Annotated in this window: 14 protein-coding genes and 2 pseudogenes; 9 read left to right on the top strand and 7 right to left on the bottom strand. The window is 63.7% G+C overall.

The features are described 5' to 3' along the window. Nucleotides 1-632: 632 nt before the first annotated feature. Both OKW28_RS15390 and OKW28_RS15395 read left to right on the top strand, forming a co-directional pair. Entirely contained in the window at nucleotides 633-2,096 is a 1,464-nt protein-coding gene (locus OKW28_RS15390) for a hypothetical protein (protein ID WP_429446778.1), read from the top strand. Nucleotides 2,097-2,315: 219 nt separating this feature from the next. Continuing rightward, entirely contained in the window at nucleotides 2,316-3,554 is a 1,239-nt protein-coding gene (locus tag OKW28_RS15395) for an O-antigen ligase family protein (RefSeq protein WP_429446780.1), read from the top strand. 83 nt (nucleotides 3,555-3,637) lie between these two features. On the opposite strand, the gene OKW28_RS15400 is transcribed toward OKW28_RS15395, so the two are convergent. Together OKW28_RS15400 and OKW28_RS15405 are read right to left on the bottom strand one after the other, a co-directional pair. Next, on the bottom strand, nucleotides 3,638-6,223 hold the full coding sequence (locus OKW28_RS15400; protein WP_429446781.1) for an adenosylcobalamin-dependent ribonucleoside-diphosphate reductase: 2,586 nt from the start codon (nucleotides 6,221-6,223) through the stop codon (nucleotides 3,638-3,640). 283 nt (nucleotides 6,224-6,506) lie between these two features. Beyond that, nucleotides 6,507-6,794 carry a DUF3331 domain-containing protein gene (locus OKW28_RS15405; RefSeq protein ID WP_013091570.1) on the bottom strand — a complete coding sequence of 96 codons (288 nt, stop codon included), beginning with the start codon at nucleotides 6,792-6,794 and terminating at the stop codon, nucleotides 6,507-6,509. A gap of 338 nt (nucleotides 6,795-7,132) precedes the next feature. Here OKW28_RS15405 and OKW28_RS15410 point away from each other — a divergent pair, with 338 nt between their 5' ends. Continuing rightward, nucleotides 7,133-8,227 carry an AI-2E family transporter gene (locus OKW28_RS15410; protein ID WP_429446783.1) on the top strand — a complete coding sequence of 365 codons (1,095 nt, stop codon included), beginning with the start codon at nucleotides 7,133-7,135 and terminating at the stop codon, nucleotides 8,225-8,227. 57 nt (nucleotides 8,228-8,284) lie between these two features. Here the strand turns inward: OKW28_RS15410 and OKW28_RS15415 are convergent, their stop codons facing one another. Beyond that, nucleotides 8,285-9,157, bottom strand: coding sequence for an alpha/beta hydrolase (locus tag OKW28_RS15415; protein WP_429446785.1), 873 nt, complete (start codon nucleotides 9,155-9,157; stop codon nucleotides 8,285-8,287). 212 nt (nucleotides 9,158-9,369) lie between these two features. After that, a complete protein-coding gene (locus tag OKW28_RS15420; RefSeq protein WP_429446787.1) occupies nucleotides 9,370-10,479 on the bottom strand; it encodes an OpgC domain-containing protein in 1,110 nt (369 codons plus the stop codon). Nucleotides 10,480-11,005: 526 nt separating this feature from the next. On the opposite strand from OKW28_RS15420, the gene OKW28_RS15425 reads away from it, so the two are divergent. Continuing rightward, the gene (locus OKW28_RS15425; RefSeq protein ID WP_429446789.1) at nucleotides 11,006-12,184 is read left to right on the top strand and encodes a porin; all 1,179 of its coding nucleotides are present in this window, start codon (nucleotides 11,006-11,008) and stop codon (nucleotides 12,182-12,184) included. A gap of 429 nt (nucleotides 12,185-12,613) precedes the next feature. Continuing rightward, entirely contained in the window at nucleotides 12,614-13,534 is a 921-nt protein-coding gene (locus OKW28_RS15430; protein WP_429446791.1) for a peptidoglycan DD-metalloendopeptidase family protein, read from the top strand. Nucleotides 13,535-13,784: 250 nt separating this feature from the next. Here the strand turns inward: OKW28_RS15430 and OKW28_RS15435 are convergent, their stop codons facing one another. Continuing rightward, the gene (locus tag OKW28_RS15435) at nucleotides 13,785-14,183 is read right to left on the bottom strand and encodes a hypothetical protein (RefSeq protein WP_429446793.1); all 399 of its coding nucleotides are present in this window, start codon (nucleotides 14,181-14,183) and stop codon (nucleotides 13,785-13,787) included. A gap of 361 nt (nucleotides 14,184-14,544) precedes the next feature. Between OKW28_RS15435 and OKW28_RS15440 the strand changes: the two genes are divergently transcribed. From OKW28_RS15440 to OKW28_RS15455, 4 genes and pseudogenes are all read left to right on the top strand, one after another. Next, nucleotides 14,545-15,000 carry a (2Fe-2S)-binding protein gene (locus tag OKW28_RS15440; protein ID WP_018420878.1) on the top strand — a complete coding sequence of 152 codons (456 nt, stop codon included), beginning with the start codon at nucleotides 14,545-14,547 and terminating at the stop codon, nucleotides 14,998-15,000. Between the two features lies 1 nt (nucleotide 15,001). Then, nucleotides 15,002-17,255, top strand: a pseudogene (locus OKW28_RS15445) (molybdopterin cofactor-binding domain-containing protein). Between the two features lie 17 nt (nucleotides 17,256-17,272). Next, a complete protein-coding gene (locus OKW28_RS15450) occupies nucleotides 17,273-18,577 on the top strand; it encodes a c-type cytochrome (RefSeq protein ID WP_429446795.1) in 1,305 nt (434 codons plus the stop codon). Nucleotides 18,578-18,851: 274 nt separating this feature from the next. After that, entirely contained in the window at nucleotides 18,852-20,174 is a 1,323-nt protein-coding gene (locus OKW28_RS15455; protein WP_429446993.1) for an MFS transporter, read from the top strand. A gap of 25 nt (nucleotides 20,175-20,199) precedes the next feature. On the opposite strand, the gene OKW28_RS15460 is transcribed toward OKW28_RS15455, so the two are convergent. Together OKW28_RS15460 and OKW28_RS15465 are read right to left on the bottom strand one after the other, a co-directional pair. Continuing rightward, nucleotides 20,200-20,856, bottom strand: a complete 657-nt coding sequence (locus tag OKW28_RS15460; RefSeq protein ID WP_184034006.1) for an amino acid ABC transporter permease — start codon at nucleotides 20,854-20,856, stop codon at nucleotides 20,200-20,202. Between the two features lie 2 nt (nucleotides 20,857-20,858). Further along, nucleotides 20,859-21,098: pseudogene (locus tag OKW28_RS15465) on the bottom strand (amino acid ABC transporter permease); the annotation flags it as partial.

The raw sequence follows: 21,098 nt of genomic DNA on the forward strand, positions 1-21,098 counted from the left end.
ATTCAGTAGCGTAGAAAAGGCAATCCTTTAATCGGACGATTATCAGTTATCCGAATCCATGTTAAGCACGATGAGATGCAGAATAGCCTCCTGCGCAGCAGCATCCGAAAATTGGCCGATTACTTACGACGTAATGGCGGATCTTTCCGAATTGGATCCTGATGGTGCCGAGGCGAGCTTCAGCCTCGCTCGATCAGCCAATAACAATCGAATTTCGGCCGGCGGCAGCAAAAATGTGTACCGCACGCTATGATTCGCTTCGGCATTGTTTTGAACGGACCTCATACATTGTTAGCGATTCGAACCATTCAGGCACTACATATGGATTCGTCCATTCCCATGTTGGCCTAAGTAAGTCTTCCACGAGAACGGGTCCGCGGTTTCCCTGCACGGGCGCAGCAGGTCCGCCTGCCTGTTGAAATGGCGAAAGTCTTGTCCGCCAGGCGTTGGCGAACATCGATCTACGATCGCAAAGGCACTGCCCATCGTTTCCGATACGCGTTTCAGTAAGCGTTACCGCCCGGAGGGCTTTGATGGATTCGCGCAGATATCAGTGGCAGTGGTCACGGCGAGTGCTAGCGCAGACGCGATCCTCCTGCGCGAGTGGCCACCTTGCGGCTCGAGCTCCTTGCTTGGACGATGTCGGCGCCGGGCGGCGGCGTGCGCTGTGCCTGCTTGGCGGCATCGTGTGCGCCGCGTTGGACCCGGCGCTGGCGGTTTCCACGGGCCCCAGCCTGAGCGCCGGGTCAGGCGCGGGTCCAGGCGGAACGGTCGGCCGCAAGATCACTGACATGATCGGGGCGAACGGCTGGCCGGGATCGCCGTCGGACATAGCGATGTGGCATGAAATGGGCATCACATGGGGACGCGATGTGGTGGGACCGGGACAGCCAAATTCGGCGATGGACCCTATGCGTGTCGATAGAACAATGTCCAACGCTGACTTGCCGCCGATCCTGATCCGCAACAAAAAGAATGGCATTCGCTCATTGCTTCTGCTCGCGTTCACACCCGAATGGAATGGAGAGATTCCGGGAGATTCAAAGTCAGCGCCTGTCGATGTCGACGCGTGGAAGCATTACGTGGATGCGGTGGTCCGCAAATATTCGGCCCCGCCTTACAACCTTCGTCATTTCCAGATATGGAATGAGGCGTGTGGCCGGCTGTCCGGCGGCTTGCCACAATCGCCGTTCTGGCACGGGCCCAGTTCAACGGCTGATGGCAAGGGGTCCGGAACGTACGGCCGCGCAATGCAAGACTATGTCGAACGTATCCATATTCCAGCCGCGCGTGTCATTCGCAGCTATCACGCGTACGTTGTCTATGGCGGCTGGCCGGACCAAGGGGGGCTCGATAACTACAGCAAATGGCTCGAATACAGAAGCCCTGTGTTTAATAACGAGAGAATGCTCGACTGGGTGGATTACATCGATACACACTACCTGCCTGTCAAAGATCTCGATTCGCTATATGAGAAGTACGTGAGTCACGGTCCAGCCCGCGGACTGTGGCAAACCGAGATCGGTTTCGAGTACATGGAAGATCCGCACTACTTGCCGCGTTACTACTTCGACTTCGCAGTATGGGCGCTCAAGCGCAATTGGGACGATGCGGACAAGTACGTATCGATGATCTATCACTGGGACGGTCTACAGCCTTTTGTTCTCACGCATCCTGGCCCTCCCAGGCGAACTTACAATCCGTCTGGACGGAGCCTGATCGTCCTTCGGGAAACGCTGAGTGGGCCGCTCTCGACATTCGCGGGGGCGCTGCAATTCAGCGATGGCGCCAGCGGCTATGCGCTTCGGTCGGGCAACGACATCGTGCTTCAGGTGCGCGGCGCGCCCGGCTGGAGAGATGTCACGGTTGCGGGAATCGATCCGTCGACGTCTCCGACTCCGGGTGTGCGGTTGATCGACGCCGTCGGAGGAGTCGTCAGTGCACGCGACGCGGTAGCGTTGACACGGGACGGCGACAGCATGAAGATTCGGTTCAAAATACCCGCTCTGGTGAATGGCGAAAAGGGCAGGCAACCGATGAATGGCGAAAAGGGCAGGCAACCGATGCATTTGAGTTACATCGTCGTACACCGATAGAAGGTTGCGGTGCAGCGAACGCGAGCGTGGTTATACTGCGCTGCTTACCTCCGTTGGGCGACAACGCGAAGCGTTGCACGTTTCATTGGGTAGTTCGCCGACCTCTGGCCATACTCCGTATTGACGAGGTGACGGCCGGCCCAAGCGGGCGTCACCTCGTGAGCATTAGAGGTGCACCGAGTCAAAGTTGGGGAGTCCTGGCCTGTCGAGGGAGTCGCAATGGCCTTCATAACGTTACTTGCGCTATTCCTGACCGTGACCAATCTGATACCCGTCAGTGCGGCCGGGTTTCTGCCGATCGTTTTGTTGTCGTGGCGTTTCTTTGGACGCAGGTATCCGGACTTCATGACACCGCTAACCGCGTTCGCCTTGTTCGCTGGGTTGTCGACGTTGTTCTATGACCCGCAGTCTTTTATCAACTTTGACTTTTATCGACGCGACGGCAACTTTTTCATCTCGTATGCGCCGATCTTCGCAGGTTGCCTCTACACGCACCGCCTGGACTTGAATAGAGTTCTTCGAACATTCTTCGGGTTCGCTGTGGCAGTCAATCTACCGCCTTACTTATATTACATTGGGCAGAACGGTTTGCTGGGCATGTTCGCCAATCAGTTCGACAGCTTTGGCAGTTACTTCATTGCCCGCAACGCGGCCGGCGGATTTTTCGCCATGCTGTTCTGCCTCGGGGTGGCGTGCCGCCTGCAACGACGGAGCAAGCTGTTTCTGGCGTTACTCGGTCTGAATGCGCTGATGCTGTTTTCCACCTACAGCAGAGGCTCTTTGTTGGGTGTCGCCGGGATGCTTGCGTACCTGTATCTGGGCCGTAAGCGCTGGGCGCTGGCTAGCTTGCTTGTCATCCTTGTCACTGCCTCGATTGCTTTTGCCATCTATAACGTCCTTCCGCACGTCGACTATATGGGGTACACATTTGCGTTTCACGACTCGGACCCCAAAGCCGCCAATCTAAGCATTCGCTACGAATGGTTGTGGCCGCGAGCCCTTGCTTACTTCGAGCAAAGCCCCATCGTCGGACTTGGATTTGGATCGTTCGATGATCACATAGGTTCGGTCGCTTCGTACTTCGGCCTGTTCGGCATTCCTTCCGATGTAATCATTGAACACAGCGATTCACACGCCCACAATTCATACCTTAATATCCTGGCGGAACTCGGCATCGTAGGGCTCGCGCTAATGCTGAGCTTCTATTGGAAGCTGATCGCCTGGAGCCAGAGAGGCGCAGCCGTGTCGGCGCTGCGCAATGGCGGCAGGAACTTCGCCGCTTATCGTTTTGTCGAGCTATCTTCGATTTGCCTGCTCGTCATGTCTGCTACCGAACATCGCCTCGTGACGCCATCGAACGTGCTGATCCTTTCGCTCGTGATATCGCTGCTGCTCGCCTGGCGGCTGCCTCCCCCTCCGTTCAGAGCGGCTTCGCCGACACGACAGGATCACACTTGAGCGCATCTGTTTACAGTGATACTCCACGCTAAGCCGAGGTAATGCCCACACGTACACCGGCCCGGCACGCACCTCGTCTCACACTACCCGCACGCCCCCACCTCCCCACACGCGGTACAAAAATCGCAGCCGTCCTTGCGAATCACCGCATTCGCGCCGCACGAAGCGCATTTGCGTCCGAGCATCGTGTGCAGTCCTTGCGTGCCGTTCGGCTGCAGCAAGGTGTCGGCGCTATCCGCTGGATTCGGACGGATGCCGAAATCGGCGGACAGCGCCATGTCGGTTTTCATGTGGCCGCGCGGCAAACGCGCGAGCATCCGCGACGCGACCTGATTGCCCTCGGCGTCGAGAAAGCCGCGTCGATACAGGATTTGCTGGATCGCGAACGCGAGCGCCGCCACTTCGGAATCGTGCCAGCGCGGCGCGCGATGACCGTCGAGACGCTGCACGTCGCCAAGCCGCACCTGTCCGCGATCCCATGACACCTTGCGCATATCCTGCAGATTGCGCGCAACGAAGCCGCCGCGCGCGGCCAGCGACAGCGAACGCATCGTCGCGGTGATCCACTGCTGCGACTCATCGCGCTGACCGGTCGGAATGAAGAACTCGATCGGCCGCTCGATCGTCACGTCCTCGCCGCCGAGCCGCCCCGTCACCTCGATGAAGGACGCCGCGACATACAGCGACTTCTTGCCCGCCTGGGTCAGATACTCGACCTTCTCGATGATCGCCGGCAACTCGCCTCTGGGCCGATGATCGATCGCGATACGCAGCGGGTCCTGATCCATCTCGGCGAGCGTGTCGTCGGCCTGCGCGGGCGTCACGCTCAGCACCGCGCCGAGCGTGTCGTTGGGGCGATAGGTGGCAAGGCCCTTCAGCCCGCTTTTCCATGCATCGAAGTAGAGGCTTTCGAACGCGTCGAACGGATAGTCGGCTGGCACGTTGACGGTCTTCGAGATCGACGTGTCGACGTATGGCTGGACGGCCGCCATCATGTCGAGATGGTCGCGCGCCGACATCTGCAGCGCGCTGACGAAATAGTCGGGTAGCCGGCTCACGTCACCGCCGAGCTCGCGATAGAGCCGGTACGCGTAGTCCTCGACGTCGAACGATTCGCGGCCGCCGTCGGCCATCACTTTCACGCGCGTATAAGTCCACGAGAACGCCGGCTCGATGCCGTTCGACGCGTTGTCGGCGAACGCGAGGCTCACGGTGCCGGTCGGCGCGATCGACAGCAGGTGGCTGTTGCGAATGCCGTCGCGGCGAATCGCCTGCTGAATGTCATCGGGCAGGCGCGACGCGAACGTGCCGGCTTCCAGATAGCGCGCGGCGTCGAACAGCTCGAACGCGCCGCGCTCCTTCGCGAGTTCGACCGATGCGCGATACGCCTCGTCACGCATCAGCCGCGCGACGCGCACCGCGAAATCGCGGCCTTCCTGCGAGTTGTAGCGCAGGCCCATCATTACGAGCGTATCGCCGAGGCCGGTGAAGCCGACGCCGATGCGCCGCTTCGCGCGCGATTCGTCGTATTGCTGCGGCAGCGGCCACAGCGTGACGTCGAGCACGTCATCGAGAAAACGCACCTGCGTGCGGGTGCGCCGCGCGAGGCCGTCCCAGTCGAACGAGGGCTGGCGGCCCTGCAACTGCGCAAACGGATCGACGACGAAGCGCGTCAGATTGAGCGGCCCCAGATTGCAGCAGCCGTACGCGGGCAGCGGCTGCTCGCCGCACGGATTGGTCGCGCGGATCGTTTCGACGGCGCGCAGATTGTTGTCCTCGTTCATCCGCGAGATGAACACGATGCCGGGCTCGGCGACGTCGTACGTCGAGCGCATGATGCGGTCCCAGATCGCGCGCGCCGGGTGTTCGCTGTAGACCCACAGGCCGTCTTCGCGCTGCCGCACGTCGCCGGCCGCGCGCAGCGCCGGCGACGGCTCGGCGCGATGGACCAGTTGCCACGGTTCGTCGTTTTCGACCGCGCGCATGAACTCGTCGGTGACGCTGACCGACACGTTGAAGTTGTTCCAGCGTCCCTTCGAATGCTTGGCCTCGATGAATTCGAGCAGGTCGGGGTGGTTGCAGTCGAGCACCGCCATCTGCGCGCCGCGCCGCGAGCCCGCGCTTTCGACGGTACGGCACGACGCGTCGAACACGTCCATGTAGCTGCACGGACCCGAGGCGGCCGAACTCGTGGTGTGAACGCGCGCGCCCTTCGGCCGGATCGCGGAGAAGTTGTAGCCGACGCCGCCGCCGCGCCGCATCGTTTCGGCCGCCTGTAGCAGCGCCACGTAGATGCCGGGCAAGCCCTGTTCATCGACGCCCTGGATCGAATCGCCAACCGGCTGCACGAAGCAGTTGATCAGCGTCGCGGCGATGCCGCTGCCCGCCGCGCTCATGATGCGGCCCGCGCCGAGCGCGCCGTGGCGCATGTTGTCGACGAACTGTTCCTCGACCGACGCGCGCAACTCGGGCGGCTCGGCCTCGGCGACGCCGCGCGCGACGCGGCGATATACATCGTCGGCCGATTGCTCGTCGCCTTTCGCATACTTTTCGAGCAGCACGTCGAGAGAGAACTGCTGCGGCGGGATCAGCAAAGCGGGAGGAGCGGAGGAGGCGGGAGACGTGGAAGCGGCGTTGGCCGCGCGGGTTTGCGGCGTGTCTTCTGCCATGATCGGCCCTCAAACGGCGTCGCGGCGGACGCGGCGCGGTGGTGGAAGGCGCGCGGCCGGCACCGGATAGCGAGCCGGCGGTCGGGCGGGCGCAACGAGTCCACCTTAACGCATGAGGCGTGGGGCGGCAACCGGCAGCGGGGCCGGCGCGGCGCCGCATCTTGCGATGCCGCAGCCGCCGGGCGCGTGGTCGCTAAGGGCACGTGGGCGGTAGGGAGATCGACCCCGGAACAACGGGTTGAAACCCGCGCTTCGTGCGCGGGACTCAGGAATGTTCCGTGCGTCAGGCCGCTTCAAGCAGCGGTTCGAGGATTTCCGCGCAGATCATCGCGGACGCATTCGACGGCGCCGGGCGCTCGGCCGGCTTGAACACCGGGTCACCGCGCCGGATCTTGCGGCGCGACACCGCGCAGGTGCCGGAAGAATGCGCCGAGCGACGGCGCCAGCGCTGCTCACCGTAGTGGCAGCGGCCCGGCTCGACCCAGCGGATCACCAGCGTCGTGTCGGAGCTCTCGAGAATTTCGATGCGTACGCCATTGCTACCGTCGAGGGGGATGGACTCCAGGGTCATCATCGGCTCCGTATTGTGGAGTGCCGAATTTAGTCCCACGCGCGCCGGATAGCCATTGTGTCACCGTTGAAACACCGTTCCGGAATTAGCAATAATCAGACTTGACATAGCGATTCGCCGAAATGACAGGCGTTGCAAGCATTTTTATGTGATTTTTTAATAATGCATAGTTTTGCAACGCTGTGTTGTCTGTGGCGCGACGAGGACAGTGGCCGGGAAAGAAGCGGCAACGCTTCCTTTAAGATGTCGAATGTCGGGCGGCGAACTGAGCCGTCAGTGTAGCGGGTTTGAATTTTTCAGGTCGGCTCGCGCGCACACCGTTCAACACAAGAGTTCACATGATTCCACGCCCTCCCGCCGTCCCCCCCAACTCTCCCGAAGCGTCGTCCGTTGCCGCCGAGCGCCTGAAAAAGCAGAAGGCCGCATCGGTCGTGCTCTATATCGGTCTCGCGCTGCTCGCATTGTGGGTGGTGCGCGATTTCATCGTGGTGGTGGCGTGGGCCGGGGTCGTCGCGATCGCGCTGTGGCCGCTGCTGCACAAGGTGGCGGGCAGCCACTGGTTCAAGGGGCGCGCGACCTTGCTCGCGACGGTCTTCACGCTGGTGATCGCCGTGCTCGTGCTGCTGCCGGTCGGGCTCGGCATCGGCCAGGCGCTGCGCGAGGCGCACGAGCTGAACGACTGGTTCCGCAGCGCGCAGGAGAACGGCATCGCGCTGCCGGACTTCATCAACCGTCTGCCGTTCGGCGTGCAGCAGATCACTTCCTGGTGGCAGGCCAATCTTGCTCAGCCGCTGCGCGACTCGGCCGCGATGAAAGGCTTGCACAGCAATACGGTGATGACGCTCGGCCGGCATTTCGGCGCGCGCGCCGTGCATGCGGCAATGGTGTTCGCGTTCATGCTGGTCACGCTGTTCGTGATTTTTCAGGCGGGGCCGCGGCTGTCCGGCTCGCTGCTGAAGGCCGCGCGACGCGGTTTCGGCGATAGCGGCGCGGACCTCGTCGCGCATATGGGTACCGCGGTGCGCGGCACCGTGTCGGGGTTGATCGTGGTCGGCGTCGGCGAAGGCCTGTTGCTTGGCGTCGCCTACTTCGTGACCGGGGTGCCGCATGCGGCGCTGCTCGGCTTGGTCACGGCGATCGCCGCGATGCTGCCGTTCTGCGCGCCGATCGTGTTCGGTCTTGCGGCGCTGTGGCTGCTCGTGCAGGGCTCGATGGTCGCGGCGGCCGGGCTGCTGGTATTCGGCGCGGTCGTCGTGTTCGTCGCCGAGCACTTCGTGCGGCCGGTGCTGATCGGCAACTCGACGCGCCTGCCGTTTCTGCTCGTGCTATTCGGCATTCTCGGCGGCGCGGAGACGTTCGGGCTGCTGGGGATTTTCATCGGCCCCGCGTTGATGACGGTGCTGATGGTGCTGTGGACCGATCTCGTGGAGTAGCGCAAGTGTCGAGGGACGCGGGGCTGGGCGGCCGTGCGCCTCGCGTGCCGCGCCGGCTCAAGGGCGCTGATTCGACGGATGCTCCTGCGCCGGCGGCTTCACGCAGCCGAGCGTGTATTTGAGCGCGGCGGGCAACAGCGCGCTCCACACGTCCCACGTGTGGCCGCCGTCGATGATGCGCAACGCCGCCGGATTGCCCGCGAGCCGCAGATGCGTGTACAGCAGCGACGCGTCGGCCTGGATGTCGAGGTCGTCGTCGCCGGATGCGATGAACATCGGCAGGCGATATGCCTGGCTCATGTAGCGGTCCCACTGCGCCGGATAGTTGAGCTCGTGCCACACGCGCGGATCGAACTGGCGCTCGCCGAACACGCCGACCCGCCGTGCCGCCGACGCGCGCGGCGGCTCGCTCGTGTAGATCGCCGGACTGAGCAGCAGCGCGCCCCAAAACATCTCGGGCCGCGTCAGCGCGTAGCGCAGCGCGCCGAAGCCGCCCATCGACACGCCGCCGATCATCCGGCCTCCGCGCTGCGTCGCGACCGCGTAGTGCGTTTCGATCTCGGGCAGCAGATCGTCGAAGAACGCGCTCTCCATCTTTTCCTTGCGGTCGACGTACCAGTCCGTGCCGCCTTGCGGCATCACGATGACGACCGGGGCAATCTCCTTGCGCTCGATCAGCGTGTCCGCGGCGTTCTGCAAATGACCTTGCGTGAGCCAGTCTTTGGCGTCGCCGTTATTGCCGTGCAGCAGGTAGAGCACCGGCAGGCGCGGACCGTCCGCGCGATAGCCGCCCGGCAGGTAGATCGTGTAGTTCAAGTCGCGGCCGAGCGCATCGGAATGGAAGCTGCGGCTCGCGACCGTGCTCGCGAACGCGGGCGCGCCGACGGCGAAGGCAAGCAGTGCGAGGGCGTAACTGAGGAATCGACGCATGTCAGTAGGGAAGGACGGCGGGCGCGGGACTCGCGCGCGGCCGTCATGCTATCAGCATTGGCGCCAGATTTGAGATGGAAAGTGGCGCAGAGAAGGACGGCGCTTTATGCGCGCAAAGTTCTTCGGGCGCCAAGGGTACGTCAAGTGCCCCGAAAATCGCGACGCGTCAGGGACGCGCTCGAAGGGCGCTCGAAGCGTAGCCGAAAAGTTCTTCAGCCCGACGTCCGCAGCCGCCCGTCCACGAGCCGCCTGACGACCCGCTTCAGCGGTTCCACGGCCAACGCGACGGCAAACAGCGCGCCGACCGCGGCCGCATCGGCGAGCAGTCCGAGCGGATAGTTCAGGTAACCATCGGTCGCCGCGTAGAGCACCGAGTCGATCACCAGCGAAATCACCGCGCCGGCAATGAAGCACAGCAAACCCTGACGCCCGATCACGCCGACCCACGGCAGCCGCCGCGCGACCTTCTTCGCCCAGCCGAGCTCGACCAGATTGGCGACGAGCCACGCGATCGCGAGGAAGTTCCCAGCGCGCAGGTAGGACAGGTTCTGCTTGAGGCTCCCGGCAAGTGGCGCATCCAGCAGAACGAGCTTGTAGTACGCGGCGCCCACGACCACCGCGAACGCCAGCACACTGACGAGCCATCCGGATCGATGCGCGCTGGTGCGCTGATACACCGGCTGGCAGCGCGCGAGCACGCCGAGCACGAACATCAGTTGCCACGCGAACGGGTTGAAGTTCCACTGCATGTCGGGCGCGGCGGGAAGGTACTGACTGATCGCCGGTGCGCCGACCCACAGCGCGACGCTGCCGGCGACCAGGAGCCAAGGCTTGCTGCGCGCGAGCGGCAGGATCGCGGGCACCAGCAGCGCGAAGAACGCGTACATCGGCAGCACGGACGCGAGGTACGGCTGGCGGCGTAGCAGCACGATGTCGCGCAGCGCGGCAAGCGGCGTGTCGATCAGGTCGTCGAGATCGGTCGTGGCGAGATTCGGCCCGTCGATGCTGAATGCGGTTAGCACCGCGCTGACCAGCAGCATCAGCCCGGCGGTGACGAGAAACGCGCGATAGATCTCGAACGAGCGGCGCAGGAAGCGGCCGCGCGCGATCGTCTCATTGCGCCGCTCGGCGAGCGTCGCATAGGCGGTGGCGGTCGCGAAGCCGCCGAGGAACACGAATACTTCGGCGGCATCGCACAGCGCGTACGCATGCAGCGTCACGCGCGACAGAATGCTGCCGCCGATGTGATCGACGACGATGATCAGCAGAACCAGTCCGCGGAAAAAGTCGAGCTCGATCATGCGGGAAGATGACTTGGCCATTGTTTGCGTCAAAAGTAGCCCCGTGCGACGGCGCGCTGATCCAGCGCGGCGGGCGTCTCACAAGGCTTTTTAATATGGGATTGGGTGCTGCGGCGGTGAGGTGATCCGTGCTGGCGTCGCCTGTGGCCCATCTCGCCACGCTCGACCGGTATCGCAAGGCGGCCGTGTCAGCGGGCTGTGAAGATGACCTTTGCGGTGACGCCGAGTTCCGTTGCATCGCAGCAAAGGCGCAGATTATATTTCTTTTCATGACAATGACGCAGCGAGGCCGCAGCGGCGGCTGCTGTTTACCTGAAGCGACGTTATGAAAAAAGAGGCAGCAACGCGCAGTGGAGAATTAGCAACATTCTCGATGCTTGGCGCATCCACTCATGGACGGCCAGACTATGTCGTGTGAGGATTTCCGGAAAAGCGCAGCTATTGGAGCAGTCTTCAGAACTGCTGGAAAAGTGACGAGAATAAAGAGCAAAGAGAAAAAAGCGGCCGGATCGAGTTGTCCTATCACTCGAGGTGCAGGGAGATCATCATGAACAAGCAAGTGTTCGCGCTGGCTGTCTCCATTGCTGCGTCTGTCGTTCTTGCCGCACCTGCCGCCGCGCAGACTAGCGTCACACTGTACGGCGTGATCGACGAAGGCATCAACTACACGAACAATGTCGGCCACGGCCATGTTTATGAACTCGCCAGCGGTCTTGCGCAGGGAAGCCGCTGGGGCCTGAAGGGTTCCGAAGATCTCGGCGGCGGCCTGAAGGCGATCTTCCAGCTCGAGAATGGTTTCGATCTGAATTCCGGGCGGCTCGGGCAGGGCGGCCGCCTGTTCGGCCGGCAGGCTTTCGTCGGACTCAGTTCACAGGCGTACGGCACGCTGACGTTCGGCCGGCAATACGACTCGGTCGTCGATTATCTCGCGCAGACCACGGCCAATGGCAATTGGGGCGGCGAGCTGTTCTCGCATCCGTACGACAACGACAACACCGACAACACGTTCCGCCTCGACAACACCGTCAAGTACACGAGCCCGTCGATCTCGGGCTTCCAGTTCGGCGGCACCTACAGCTTCAGCAACGACACGAACTTCGCCAACAATCGCGCCTACAGCTTCGGCGGCCAGTACACGTACGGCGGGCTGCTGGTCGCGGCCGCCTATCTGCAGGCCGACAATCCGGGCAACGGCTCGAACGGGGCGATCACCGCGAACGACGCCGGCTTCGTCGCGACGCGCCTGCGCGTGTTCGGCGGCGGCATCACCTATACGTTCGGACCGGCGACGGCGGGCTTCGTCTATAGCAACTCGAACTACCTGGAGCCGACCGCAAACGGCTATCTCGGCATCGAGCCGCCGGTGCCGCTCGTGCCCGTCACACCGCCGGGCGTGCTGCTGAATTCGCTCAAGTATCAGAACTTCGAGATCAACGGCAAATATCAGATTTCGCCGGTGCTGTTCGTCGGCGCGCAGTACGTGTACACGATGGAAACCTACGACGCATCGAACGGCGGCGTGAAGCCGCGCATCCATACGTTCGGCCTGATGGCCGACTACAACCTGTCCAAGCGCACCGACCTCTATCTGCAGGGCGCCTATCAACAGGTCACCGGCGATTCCACGCTATCGATCCTCGATTACGCATTCATCCCCGGCACGCAGTCGCCGTCGTCGACGTCGAAGCAGGTCGTCGTACGCGCGGCGATCCGGCATAAGTTCTAGTTGGCTGCCCTTCAAACGCAGATCGGCCAGCCTTCGGATTTCGAAGGCTGGCCTTTTTTTCGCCCTCCGACGCGACGCATGTCTATTCAAGTTCCCCTCGCGCCTGCCGATAAGTCGAATGTCAACAAGTCTGAACGCGCCGCGGCGAAGCGGTGATGTGTGTGCGTCGTTGGCGTCCCAATACACGTGCGGTCGTAACGCGGAAATACGGCTCGTAACGTCTGTATCAGAGTGTGTGGGGCAGGCGTTTTTATTAAACGACACTTTAGAATTCCGCGAGAAATTTGATCGGCAAGCAGGCAGGAAATGAGCGCCGTACGAGGCGGCTTCGCCGTGCCGTCGGGAAGGCCGCGCGGCCGAAGATCGCGCACCTCGTCCGCGGCATCTGGCTATCCGGCTTGCGCATTCATACAGCAGGAGTCGAACAGGATGAGAAAGCGTTTCGACAGAACGTTATTGGCCAGTCTCGCCGGCGCGTGGGTCGCGCTGGCCGTCAGCGGTTGTGCGAACGTCGGGCAACCCAATGCGCAGAACGGTGCGGCAACCAGCGCCAACGCGGCGTCCGGCGTGCCGGCGGCGAATGCGACGGGAGCGGCGTCTGGCGACCCGGCGGCAGCCGCGCCGCTGTCGATCGACGCCAGCGATAACGCGCCGCTGAAAAAGGCGCCGCCCCTCGTGTATCGGGTCAGGCGCGGCGACACGCTCGCGCGGGTTGCGCAGCATCATCACATCAGCGTCAAGCAGTTGCAGGCATGGAACGGGTTGAAGGCGTCGGCGCGGCTGAAGCCGGGGCAGGTACTGCACGTTGCGTCGCCGGAAACGGTGCGCGCGGCGAAGGCGGCGGCGCAATCCGCGGCGCAGCGTGCGTCACAAGCGACAGCGCAAACCTCGGCGCAAGCTTCGACACAGTCCGCCGCGCCGGCGCCGGATGCCACCGCAGTCCGCGAAGTCACGCAGGAAACCCGCCGGCACGCGAGCAGCGTGACGCTCGCGTGGCCTGCCGCGGGCAGCGTCGTCGAAGCGTTCCAGCCCGGCGAAACACGCGGCATCGAAATTGGCGGCAACGCGGGCGATCCGGTGCGAGCCGCCGCCGACGGCAAGGTGATGTACGCGGGCACCGGACTGAACAGCTACGGCAGTCTGATCATCGTTCAGCACAACAAGGATTTTCTGACCGCGTATTCGCACAACCGCAAGCTGATGGTCAAGATGGGCGACATCGTCCGCAAGGGACAGCAGATCGCGGAGATGGGCGACGAGAACAACTCGCGTGTGTCGGTGGGGTTCGAAGTGCGGCGCGACGGCAAGCCGGTCGATCCGCTGCCTTATCTGCCGCAGGGGCGCGGCTGAGCTTCCACGTTCCCGGAAATGCTCACCTCGAATTTATTCAGCTAAACCAGGTAATTTGATCGACCGCGCATTCCGGCGGTCGACGAATCGTTGCAAAAGTACCTTCACGTAAGAGCATTCCGCTCGATCTGCGCAAGAATACCGACGATCAACCATGCGGCCTCGACCCGCAGCCGTTTATGAACGGTGAGGCAATGCAGGAGCCGGCAGGCAGCGCACGCGCCGCCGCCGTGCCTGGTGTGAATCGCCGTTACGTCGTTTGCACTCCGCGCAGCAGCCGCGATACCTCGCCGTGGTAATGCAGGATCGCGGGATCGGCCTGCAAGAGCGGCAGATAACGCGGCAGGAAGTGATTGTGCGGTTGATCGGGCGAGAACAGGCCGACCACGGCCTCGGCGGTCGCGAGACGGTCGCCGGCCTCGGCTTCCGCGTCGTCGAGAACTTCGTCGACGCTCGCGATCACCGTCGACAGCGGCGTCAGCCAACGAAACCCCGAGCCGTTGATCAGCACCTGCAGGAACGCCGCCGGCGTTACCGGGCCGAATTCCTTTTCGTACGCGGCGCGTTCGTGATCGAGAATCGCCTTGTGCAGCGCAAGCAATGGTCGGCGAATGTCCGTGAGGAATTGAATGCATTGCGGGTCGTTCATCGGCGGCTCCAGCGGCTGAGGTGATTCGACGGAATCGTGCGTCGCAACACCACTCAGTGCGATGCAGCGGGTCGCGCGATCACGCTAACGGATCGATTCGTCGATGGTAACGCATCGCTCCAGCCGACACATGCGATCCACCGCGCACAGCATGCGACGTGCCGCCTGACACCGCCAAAGCGAACTTCTTTCGACACGACTACAATCGGCCGGTTTTCTTGCGACACCCGCTCGCTCACAGGCCGCATTTCATGGCTTATTAGCGCGACGCGCCGAACAAAGCCGGTGCATGTGCGCGGTCTGGTGCGGTGTCGCGATCTAAACCGCGCGACCACAACAACATCCCCATCCGGAGCCGCTCATGACAACGCTCAATATCAACGGCGAAACCCATACCGTCGATGCCCCGCCAGACATGCCCCTGCTGTGGGTGCTGCGTGATCTCGTCGGGCTGACCGGCACCAAGTTCGGCTGCGGCATCGCGCAATGCGGCGCATGCACCGTGCATCTCGATGGCGTCGCGGTGCGTTCGTGCGTGTTCCCGGCGGCGGCGGTCGGCGACCGCAAGATCGTCACGATCGAAGCGCTCGGCGCCACGCCCACGGGCCAGAAAGTGCAGCAGGCCTGGCGTGAGCTCGACGTCGTGCAATGCGGCTACTGTCAGTCGGGGCAGGTGATGTCGGCGGCGTCGCTGCTCGCGCGCAATCCCAATCCGAGCGACGCCGACATCGACGCCGCGATGGCGGGCAACATCTGCCGCTGCGGAACCTATCACCGCGTGCGCGCGGCGATCAAGCACGCCGCGAAGGGGGCCTGACATGTCCCAGGGGTTGCTCGATGCACAGAACGGCGCGCAGCCGGCTGACACCGACACGCGGCATGCACGCGGCATCTCGCGGCGCGGCTTCCTCAAATTCGGCGTGACGGTCGGCGCCGCGGCCGGCGGCGGTCTGCTGCTCGGCTTCAGCATGCCGGCCGCGAGCCAGGATCAGAAGGCGGGCAAGAGCGTGATCGGCGGCGATGCGAACGAGGCGCCGCAAAGCGGCGTGTTCGCGCCGAACGCGTTCATCCAGATCGACAACGCCGGCAAGGTAACGCTCGTGATACCGAAGGTCGAGATGGGCCAAGGCGTCTATACGTCGATTCCGATGCTGATCGCCGAGGAACTCGAAGTGCCGCTCGGCACGGTCACGCTCGATCACGCGCCGCCCAACGAAAAGCTCTTCATGGACCCGCTGCTCGGCGGCCAGTTGACCGGCGGCTCGACGTCGATCCGCTTCGCGTGGGAGCCGATGCGCCGCGCGGGCGCGACTGCGCGCGTGATGCTGATCAACGCGGCCGCGCAGCAGTGGCAGGTCGATCCGGCGAGTTGTCATGCGCAGGCCGGTCAGGTGATCCACCCGGCCAGTAATCGCAGCGCGAGCTATGGTCAGCTCGCGCAGGCCGCCTCCGCGCTGCCCGCGCCGCAGAACGTGCCGTTGAAAGACCCGAAGGACTTCAAGCTGATCGGCACGCCGGCGAAGCGTCTCGATTCGCCGGAGAAAGTCGACGGTACCGCGCAGTTCGGCCTCGACGTGCGCTTGCCCGACATGGTTTACGCGGCGATCGCGAACTGTCCGGTGTTCGGCGGCACGCTCGCGAGCGTCGACGATACGCATGCGAAGACGATCCCCGGCGTACGCGAGGTCATCAAGCTCGACAACGCGGTCGCGGTGATCGGCGCTCACACGTGGGCCGCGAAGCGCGGCCTGCAGGCGCTCGACATCAAGTGGAACGAGGGCGCGGGCGCGCAGTTATCGATGAAGCGCATCGTCGACGATCTCGCGGCGGCCTCGCAACATGGCGGCGCGGTGGCGCGCAAGGACGGCGACGTCGGCCGCGCGTTCGGCGATGCGAAGTCGCGCGTCGACGCGGTCTACCAGCAGCCGTTCCTCGCGCACGCGACGATGGAGCCGGTCAACGCCACGGTCCACGTGCGCGGCGACGCCTGCGAAATCTGGCTCGGCTCGCAGGTGCCGACGCGTGTCGTCGATGCGGCGGTCGCGGTCACGGGCTTGCCCCGCCGACAAGATCATCGTGCACAACCATCTGATCGGCGGCGGCTTCGGACGGCGGCTCGAAACCGACATGGTCACGCAGGCCGTGAAGGTCGGCAAACAGGTGTCGACGCCGGTCAAGGTGCTGTGGACGCGCGAGGAGGACATCCAGCACGACATGTACCGACCGTACTACTACGACACGATCTCGGCCGGGCTCGACGGGAACGGCAAGCCGATAGCGTGGCAGCATCGCATCGCCGGGTCGTCGATCATGGCGCGCTTCGCGCCGCCCGCGTTCAAGAACGGGCTCGACCCCGACGCGGTGGAGGTCGCCGCCGATCTGCCGTACGACCTGCCGAACCAGCTGGTCGACTACGTGCGCGTGGAGCCGCACGCGGTGCCCACCGCGTTCTGGCGCGGCGTCGGGCCGACGCGCGGCACGTTCGTCGTCGAGAGTTTCATCGACGAACTCGCCGCGCACGCGAAGATCGATCCGGTGCAGTACCGGCGCGATCTGCTCGGCAAATCGCCGCGCGCGTTGAACGTACTCAACCTGGCCGCGCAAGCGGGCAACTGGGGCAGCGCGCTGCCCAAGGGGCAAGGGCGCGGCATCTCGGTGATGCACGCGTTCGGCAGCTTCTTCGCGATCGTCGTCGAGGTCGCGGTCGAGCAGGGCGAAGTGACGGTCAAGCGCGTCAACTGCGCGGTCGATTGCGGGATGTTCGTCAACCCGAACACGATCGAAGCGCAGGTGCAGGGCGGCATCATCTTCGGCATCACGGCGGCGCTTTATAGCGAGATCACGATCAAGGACGGTCGGGTCGAGCAGAACAACTTCACCGACTACCGGATGCTGCGCATCAACCAGACGCCGCCGATCGACGTGCATATCGTGAAGAGCGGCGAGGCGCCCGGCGGCATCGGCGAACCCGGCACCGCGGCGCTCGCGCCCGCGCTGACCAACGCGATCTATGCGGCCACCGGCACGCGGCTGCGGCAATTGCCGGTTGGCCGCCAACTGCACAGCGCCTGACGCGAAAGGAGCCCGACATGAAAAAAATGCTGAAGGGTCTTGGCGCGGCGCTATGCGTCGCATTGCCGTTTATCGCCCAGGCACCTGCTGATGCCGCAACTCCGGCAGCCACCGGCGCAGCCGATCAAACGCTCGTGCAACGCGGCGCTTACCTCGCTCAACTCGGCGATTGCGCCGCCTGCCACACCGCGCCGAAAGGCAAGCCGTTCGCCGGCGGCCTGCCGATGAACACCCCGATGGGCCGCATCTACGTGACCAATATCACGCCCGACTCACAGACCGGCATCGGCGGCTACACTGAAGCCGCCTTCGCGCGGGCGCTGCGTGAGGGCGTCGCGAAAGACGGCCACAACCTGTATCCGGCGATGCCGTATCCGTCCTACGCGAAGGTCGACGACGACGACGTGAAGGCACTGTACGCGTTCTTCATGCACGGCGTCGCGCCGGTGCAGCAGGCGAATCGCGAGTCCGACATCAAGTGGCCGTTGAACATGCGCTGGCCGCTGATGTTCTGGAACATGGCGTTTCTCGAGAAGGGTGCGTATCGCGACAAGCCAGGCAAGGACGTCGCGTGGAATCGCGGCGCCTATCTGGTGCAAGGGCTCGGACATTGCGGGTCGTGTCACACGCCGCGCGGTGTTGCGTTCCAGGAAAGTGCGCTCGACGAAAGCGGCAGCGCATTCCTGAGCGGCGCGCTGCTCGACGGCTGGTTCGCGTCGAACCTCACGGGCGAGCACAACACCGGGCTCGGCCGCTGGAGCGACGAGGATCTGCGCACGTTCCTGAAGACCGGCGCGAATCGCCATGCATCGGCGTTCGGCGCGATGACGAGCGTGATCAACAACAGCACGCAAGCAATGAGCGATCAGGACGTCGCGGCAGTCTCGACGTATCTGAAGTCGCTGCCGCCGGCCGGCGGCACCGGCGCGGCGGCCTATACGTACGATCCGCAGGCGACGAAGGTGTCGCTCGATCGCCCCGCGAACGATGCTGGCGCACGCGTCTATACGGCGTATTGCATGCATTGCCATGGCGTCGACGGGCACGGTTTCGCGCCGATGCTCGCGCCACTCGCCGGCAATCCGAACGTGCTCGCGAAGGACGCGTCGTCGCTGATCAACGTCACGTTGAACGGCACCGGCGATCTCGTGATCGACGGCGTGCCGTCGCCGTTTCCGATGCCCGGCTTCGCCGCGGTGCTCGACGATCAGCAGATCGCCGACGTGCTGAGCTTCGTGCGGGCTGGCTGGAACAACGGCGCGCCGGCGGTCGGTGCGGCGGAGGTGGCGAAGTTGCGGCAGTCGACGCAGGCGGGGCGTTGATCGGTCGCTAAGTGCGGCGCAGAAGCGCGCTTGCCGACCTCGCGCCGTTTCAGGTTGTGGGCCAACCGACGGCAGCTATCATAATGGGGCGGCCACACCGCGCCTTCGTCGATGGACTCGCCGTCGGCCAATGCCGACATTTGCATCACGACCGATACAGGCGCATTGGTCCTATGGGAGTCCCCGTCGTGTTCGAACGGCTCTCAGAATTGGCCACGACCTTCGTTCGCCGTGCGGCGTCGAAGTCTCTGCGCGAAGCTCATGGACTTCCGACATGACCCTACCCAGTCAAGCCCGGAACGTGTCGGTCACACCGTCGGCTTCTCGCTTGTCGACGCTCAGTCACATACAGATCGCGTCGCTGTGGTTTGCGCTCTTTACCCAATGGATGACGGTCGTTCCGGTGCTCGTGCCGGCACAAGTCGCCGATATGCTCGGACGCGATGCCGCGTTGAAGGAAGGCGTGGCCGGCTCCGTCATTGCGTCCGGCGCATTCATTGCGATGATCGTGGCGCCGCTGGCCGGCGCGCTTTCAGATCGCTGCTCTGCAAAACATGGACGTCGGCGACCGTTTCTCGTCACCGGCGTGTTCGGCATTGCGGTTGCACTGGTATGGCTTGGCTCATTCAACGGCGGGGGGAGCGTAGGGATGTATACACTCGCGTTCCTGCATCTCCAGTTCTGGTGGAACTGGGCGGCGGGGCCGTACGCCGGGCTGGTGCCCGATGTCGTGCCAAAACAGGAAACCAACCGCGCGAGCGCGTGGCTCAACGTGATGACCGTGCTCGGCACGATCATTGGCAACGTGGTGCTCGTTGTCCTCTATTCGCCGGGCCACCTGTATCCTACGGTTGCCGCGTTCATTGCGATCATGTTGCTCTGCCTTTGGCTGACGATTCGCGGCTCGCGCGAGCCGACACCTGTCAGATCCCGAGAACGGTTCGAGCTCGTCAAGTTCATGCGCTCGTTCTATCTCGATCCACGTCTGCACCGAAACTTTTACTGGGTGCTGGTAACCCGTCTGTTCGGCAACATGGGAATCTGGTCGATCTTCACCTTCATGTTGTACTACCTGCAGGACGTGATCGGCATTCGTCATCCGACCAGTCTCCTGAATGGGCTGCTTGGCGTCGGCGTGGTGCTTGCGATCCCGGCCAGCCTGCTGGGCGCACGGCTCGCCGACCGGCACGGCGTCGTTCCCGTCGTCCGCCTGACCAGCTGGATCATGGCCGGAGCTGCGATCGGCTTTGTCCTGCTGGCGTTGCATCCAAACCTGTTGCTGGTGGTAACAGTCGGGCTGGTTTTCTGCGCCGCTTACGGAACCTATCAAGCCGTCGACTGGGCACTCGCGCTGCAAGTGTTGCCAGACGATGCGTCCAGCGGCAAGGACATGGGCATCTGGCAAGTGTCGATGGTGCTACCGCAGATCCTCGGCCCTGCCGTCACCGGGTGGATGCTGTCATGGGTCAAGGCGTTTGCCGGTGCCGGACCCGCCTATGTCGTCGCGTTCGTCGTCGCAGCGGGGTGGTTCGTGCTCGCGGCGTGGTTCGTCTCGCGCATCAAGATTGCTTCCCGGCAGCACGTATCCATGACTTGAACTACAGACCGCGAATCACCTCACCTCACCGATGCTGTCCCACCTTCTGCCGCTTTTCGAGCACGCGAGCATACCAGGTCAGCGGAAAACACATCGCGAAGTAGATCATCGCGACCATGCCGTAGATCGGAAACGGCCGGAACGCGGCATTCGTGATCATCGTGCCGGTCTTCGTCAGTTCGGCGAAGCCGATGATCGACGCGAGCGCGGTGCTCTTGACCACCTGCACGAGAAAACCGACGCTCGGCGCGACCGCGATCTTCAGCGCCTGCGGCCACACGATATAGCGCAACTGCTGGCCGAACGTCATACCGAGGCTCGCACCCGCGGCCCACTGACCGCGCGGCACCGCTTCGACGCAGCCGCGCCAGATGTCGACCAGATACGCGCTCGTATAGAGCGTCAGCGTGACGGTCGCGGCGGCCCACGGCGACACGTCGATGCCGATGAGCGGCAAGCCGAAGAACGCGAGAAAAAGCTGCATCAGGAGCGGCGTGCCCTGAAACACCTCGACGTACAGCACGACGATGCGGCGCAGCCACGCGATCGGTGACACGCGCATCGCGAGCAGCACGAGCCCGACGATCCCGCCGCCGACGAACGCGATCAGCGACAGCAGCACGGTCCAGCGCGCGGCGAGCAGCAGGTTGCGGGCGATGTCCCACAGCGTGAATTCGACCATGATCAGCGCTCCGTCGGCAGGGTGCGCGCGCCGCGCCACATCAGGCGGCTGCGCCAGTTGCGCGGCAAGCCGTCGTTGCCGCTACTGCTGTTGTGACCACGTGTCGCGCGGCCCGCGAACAGCCCGCGGCCGAAGCGGTTCAACAGCTGCCGCAACGCGATCGACATCAGCAGATAGGTCGCCGTGATGATCAGGTAGCTCTCGAACGAGCGGAAGTTGCGCGACTGGATGAAGTTCGCCGC

Origin of the sequence: Paraburkholderia sp. 40 (assembly GCF_050434105.1) — a bacterium.
GTDB classification, from domain to species: Bacteria; Pseudomonadota; Gammaproteobacteria; order Burkholderiales; family Burkholderiaceae; genus Paraburkholderia; species Paraburkholderia tuberum.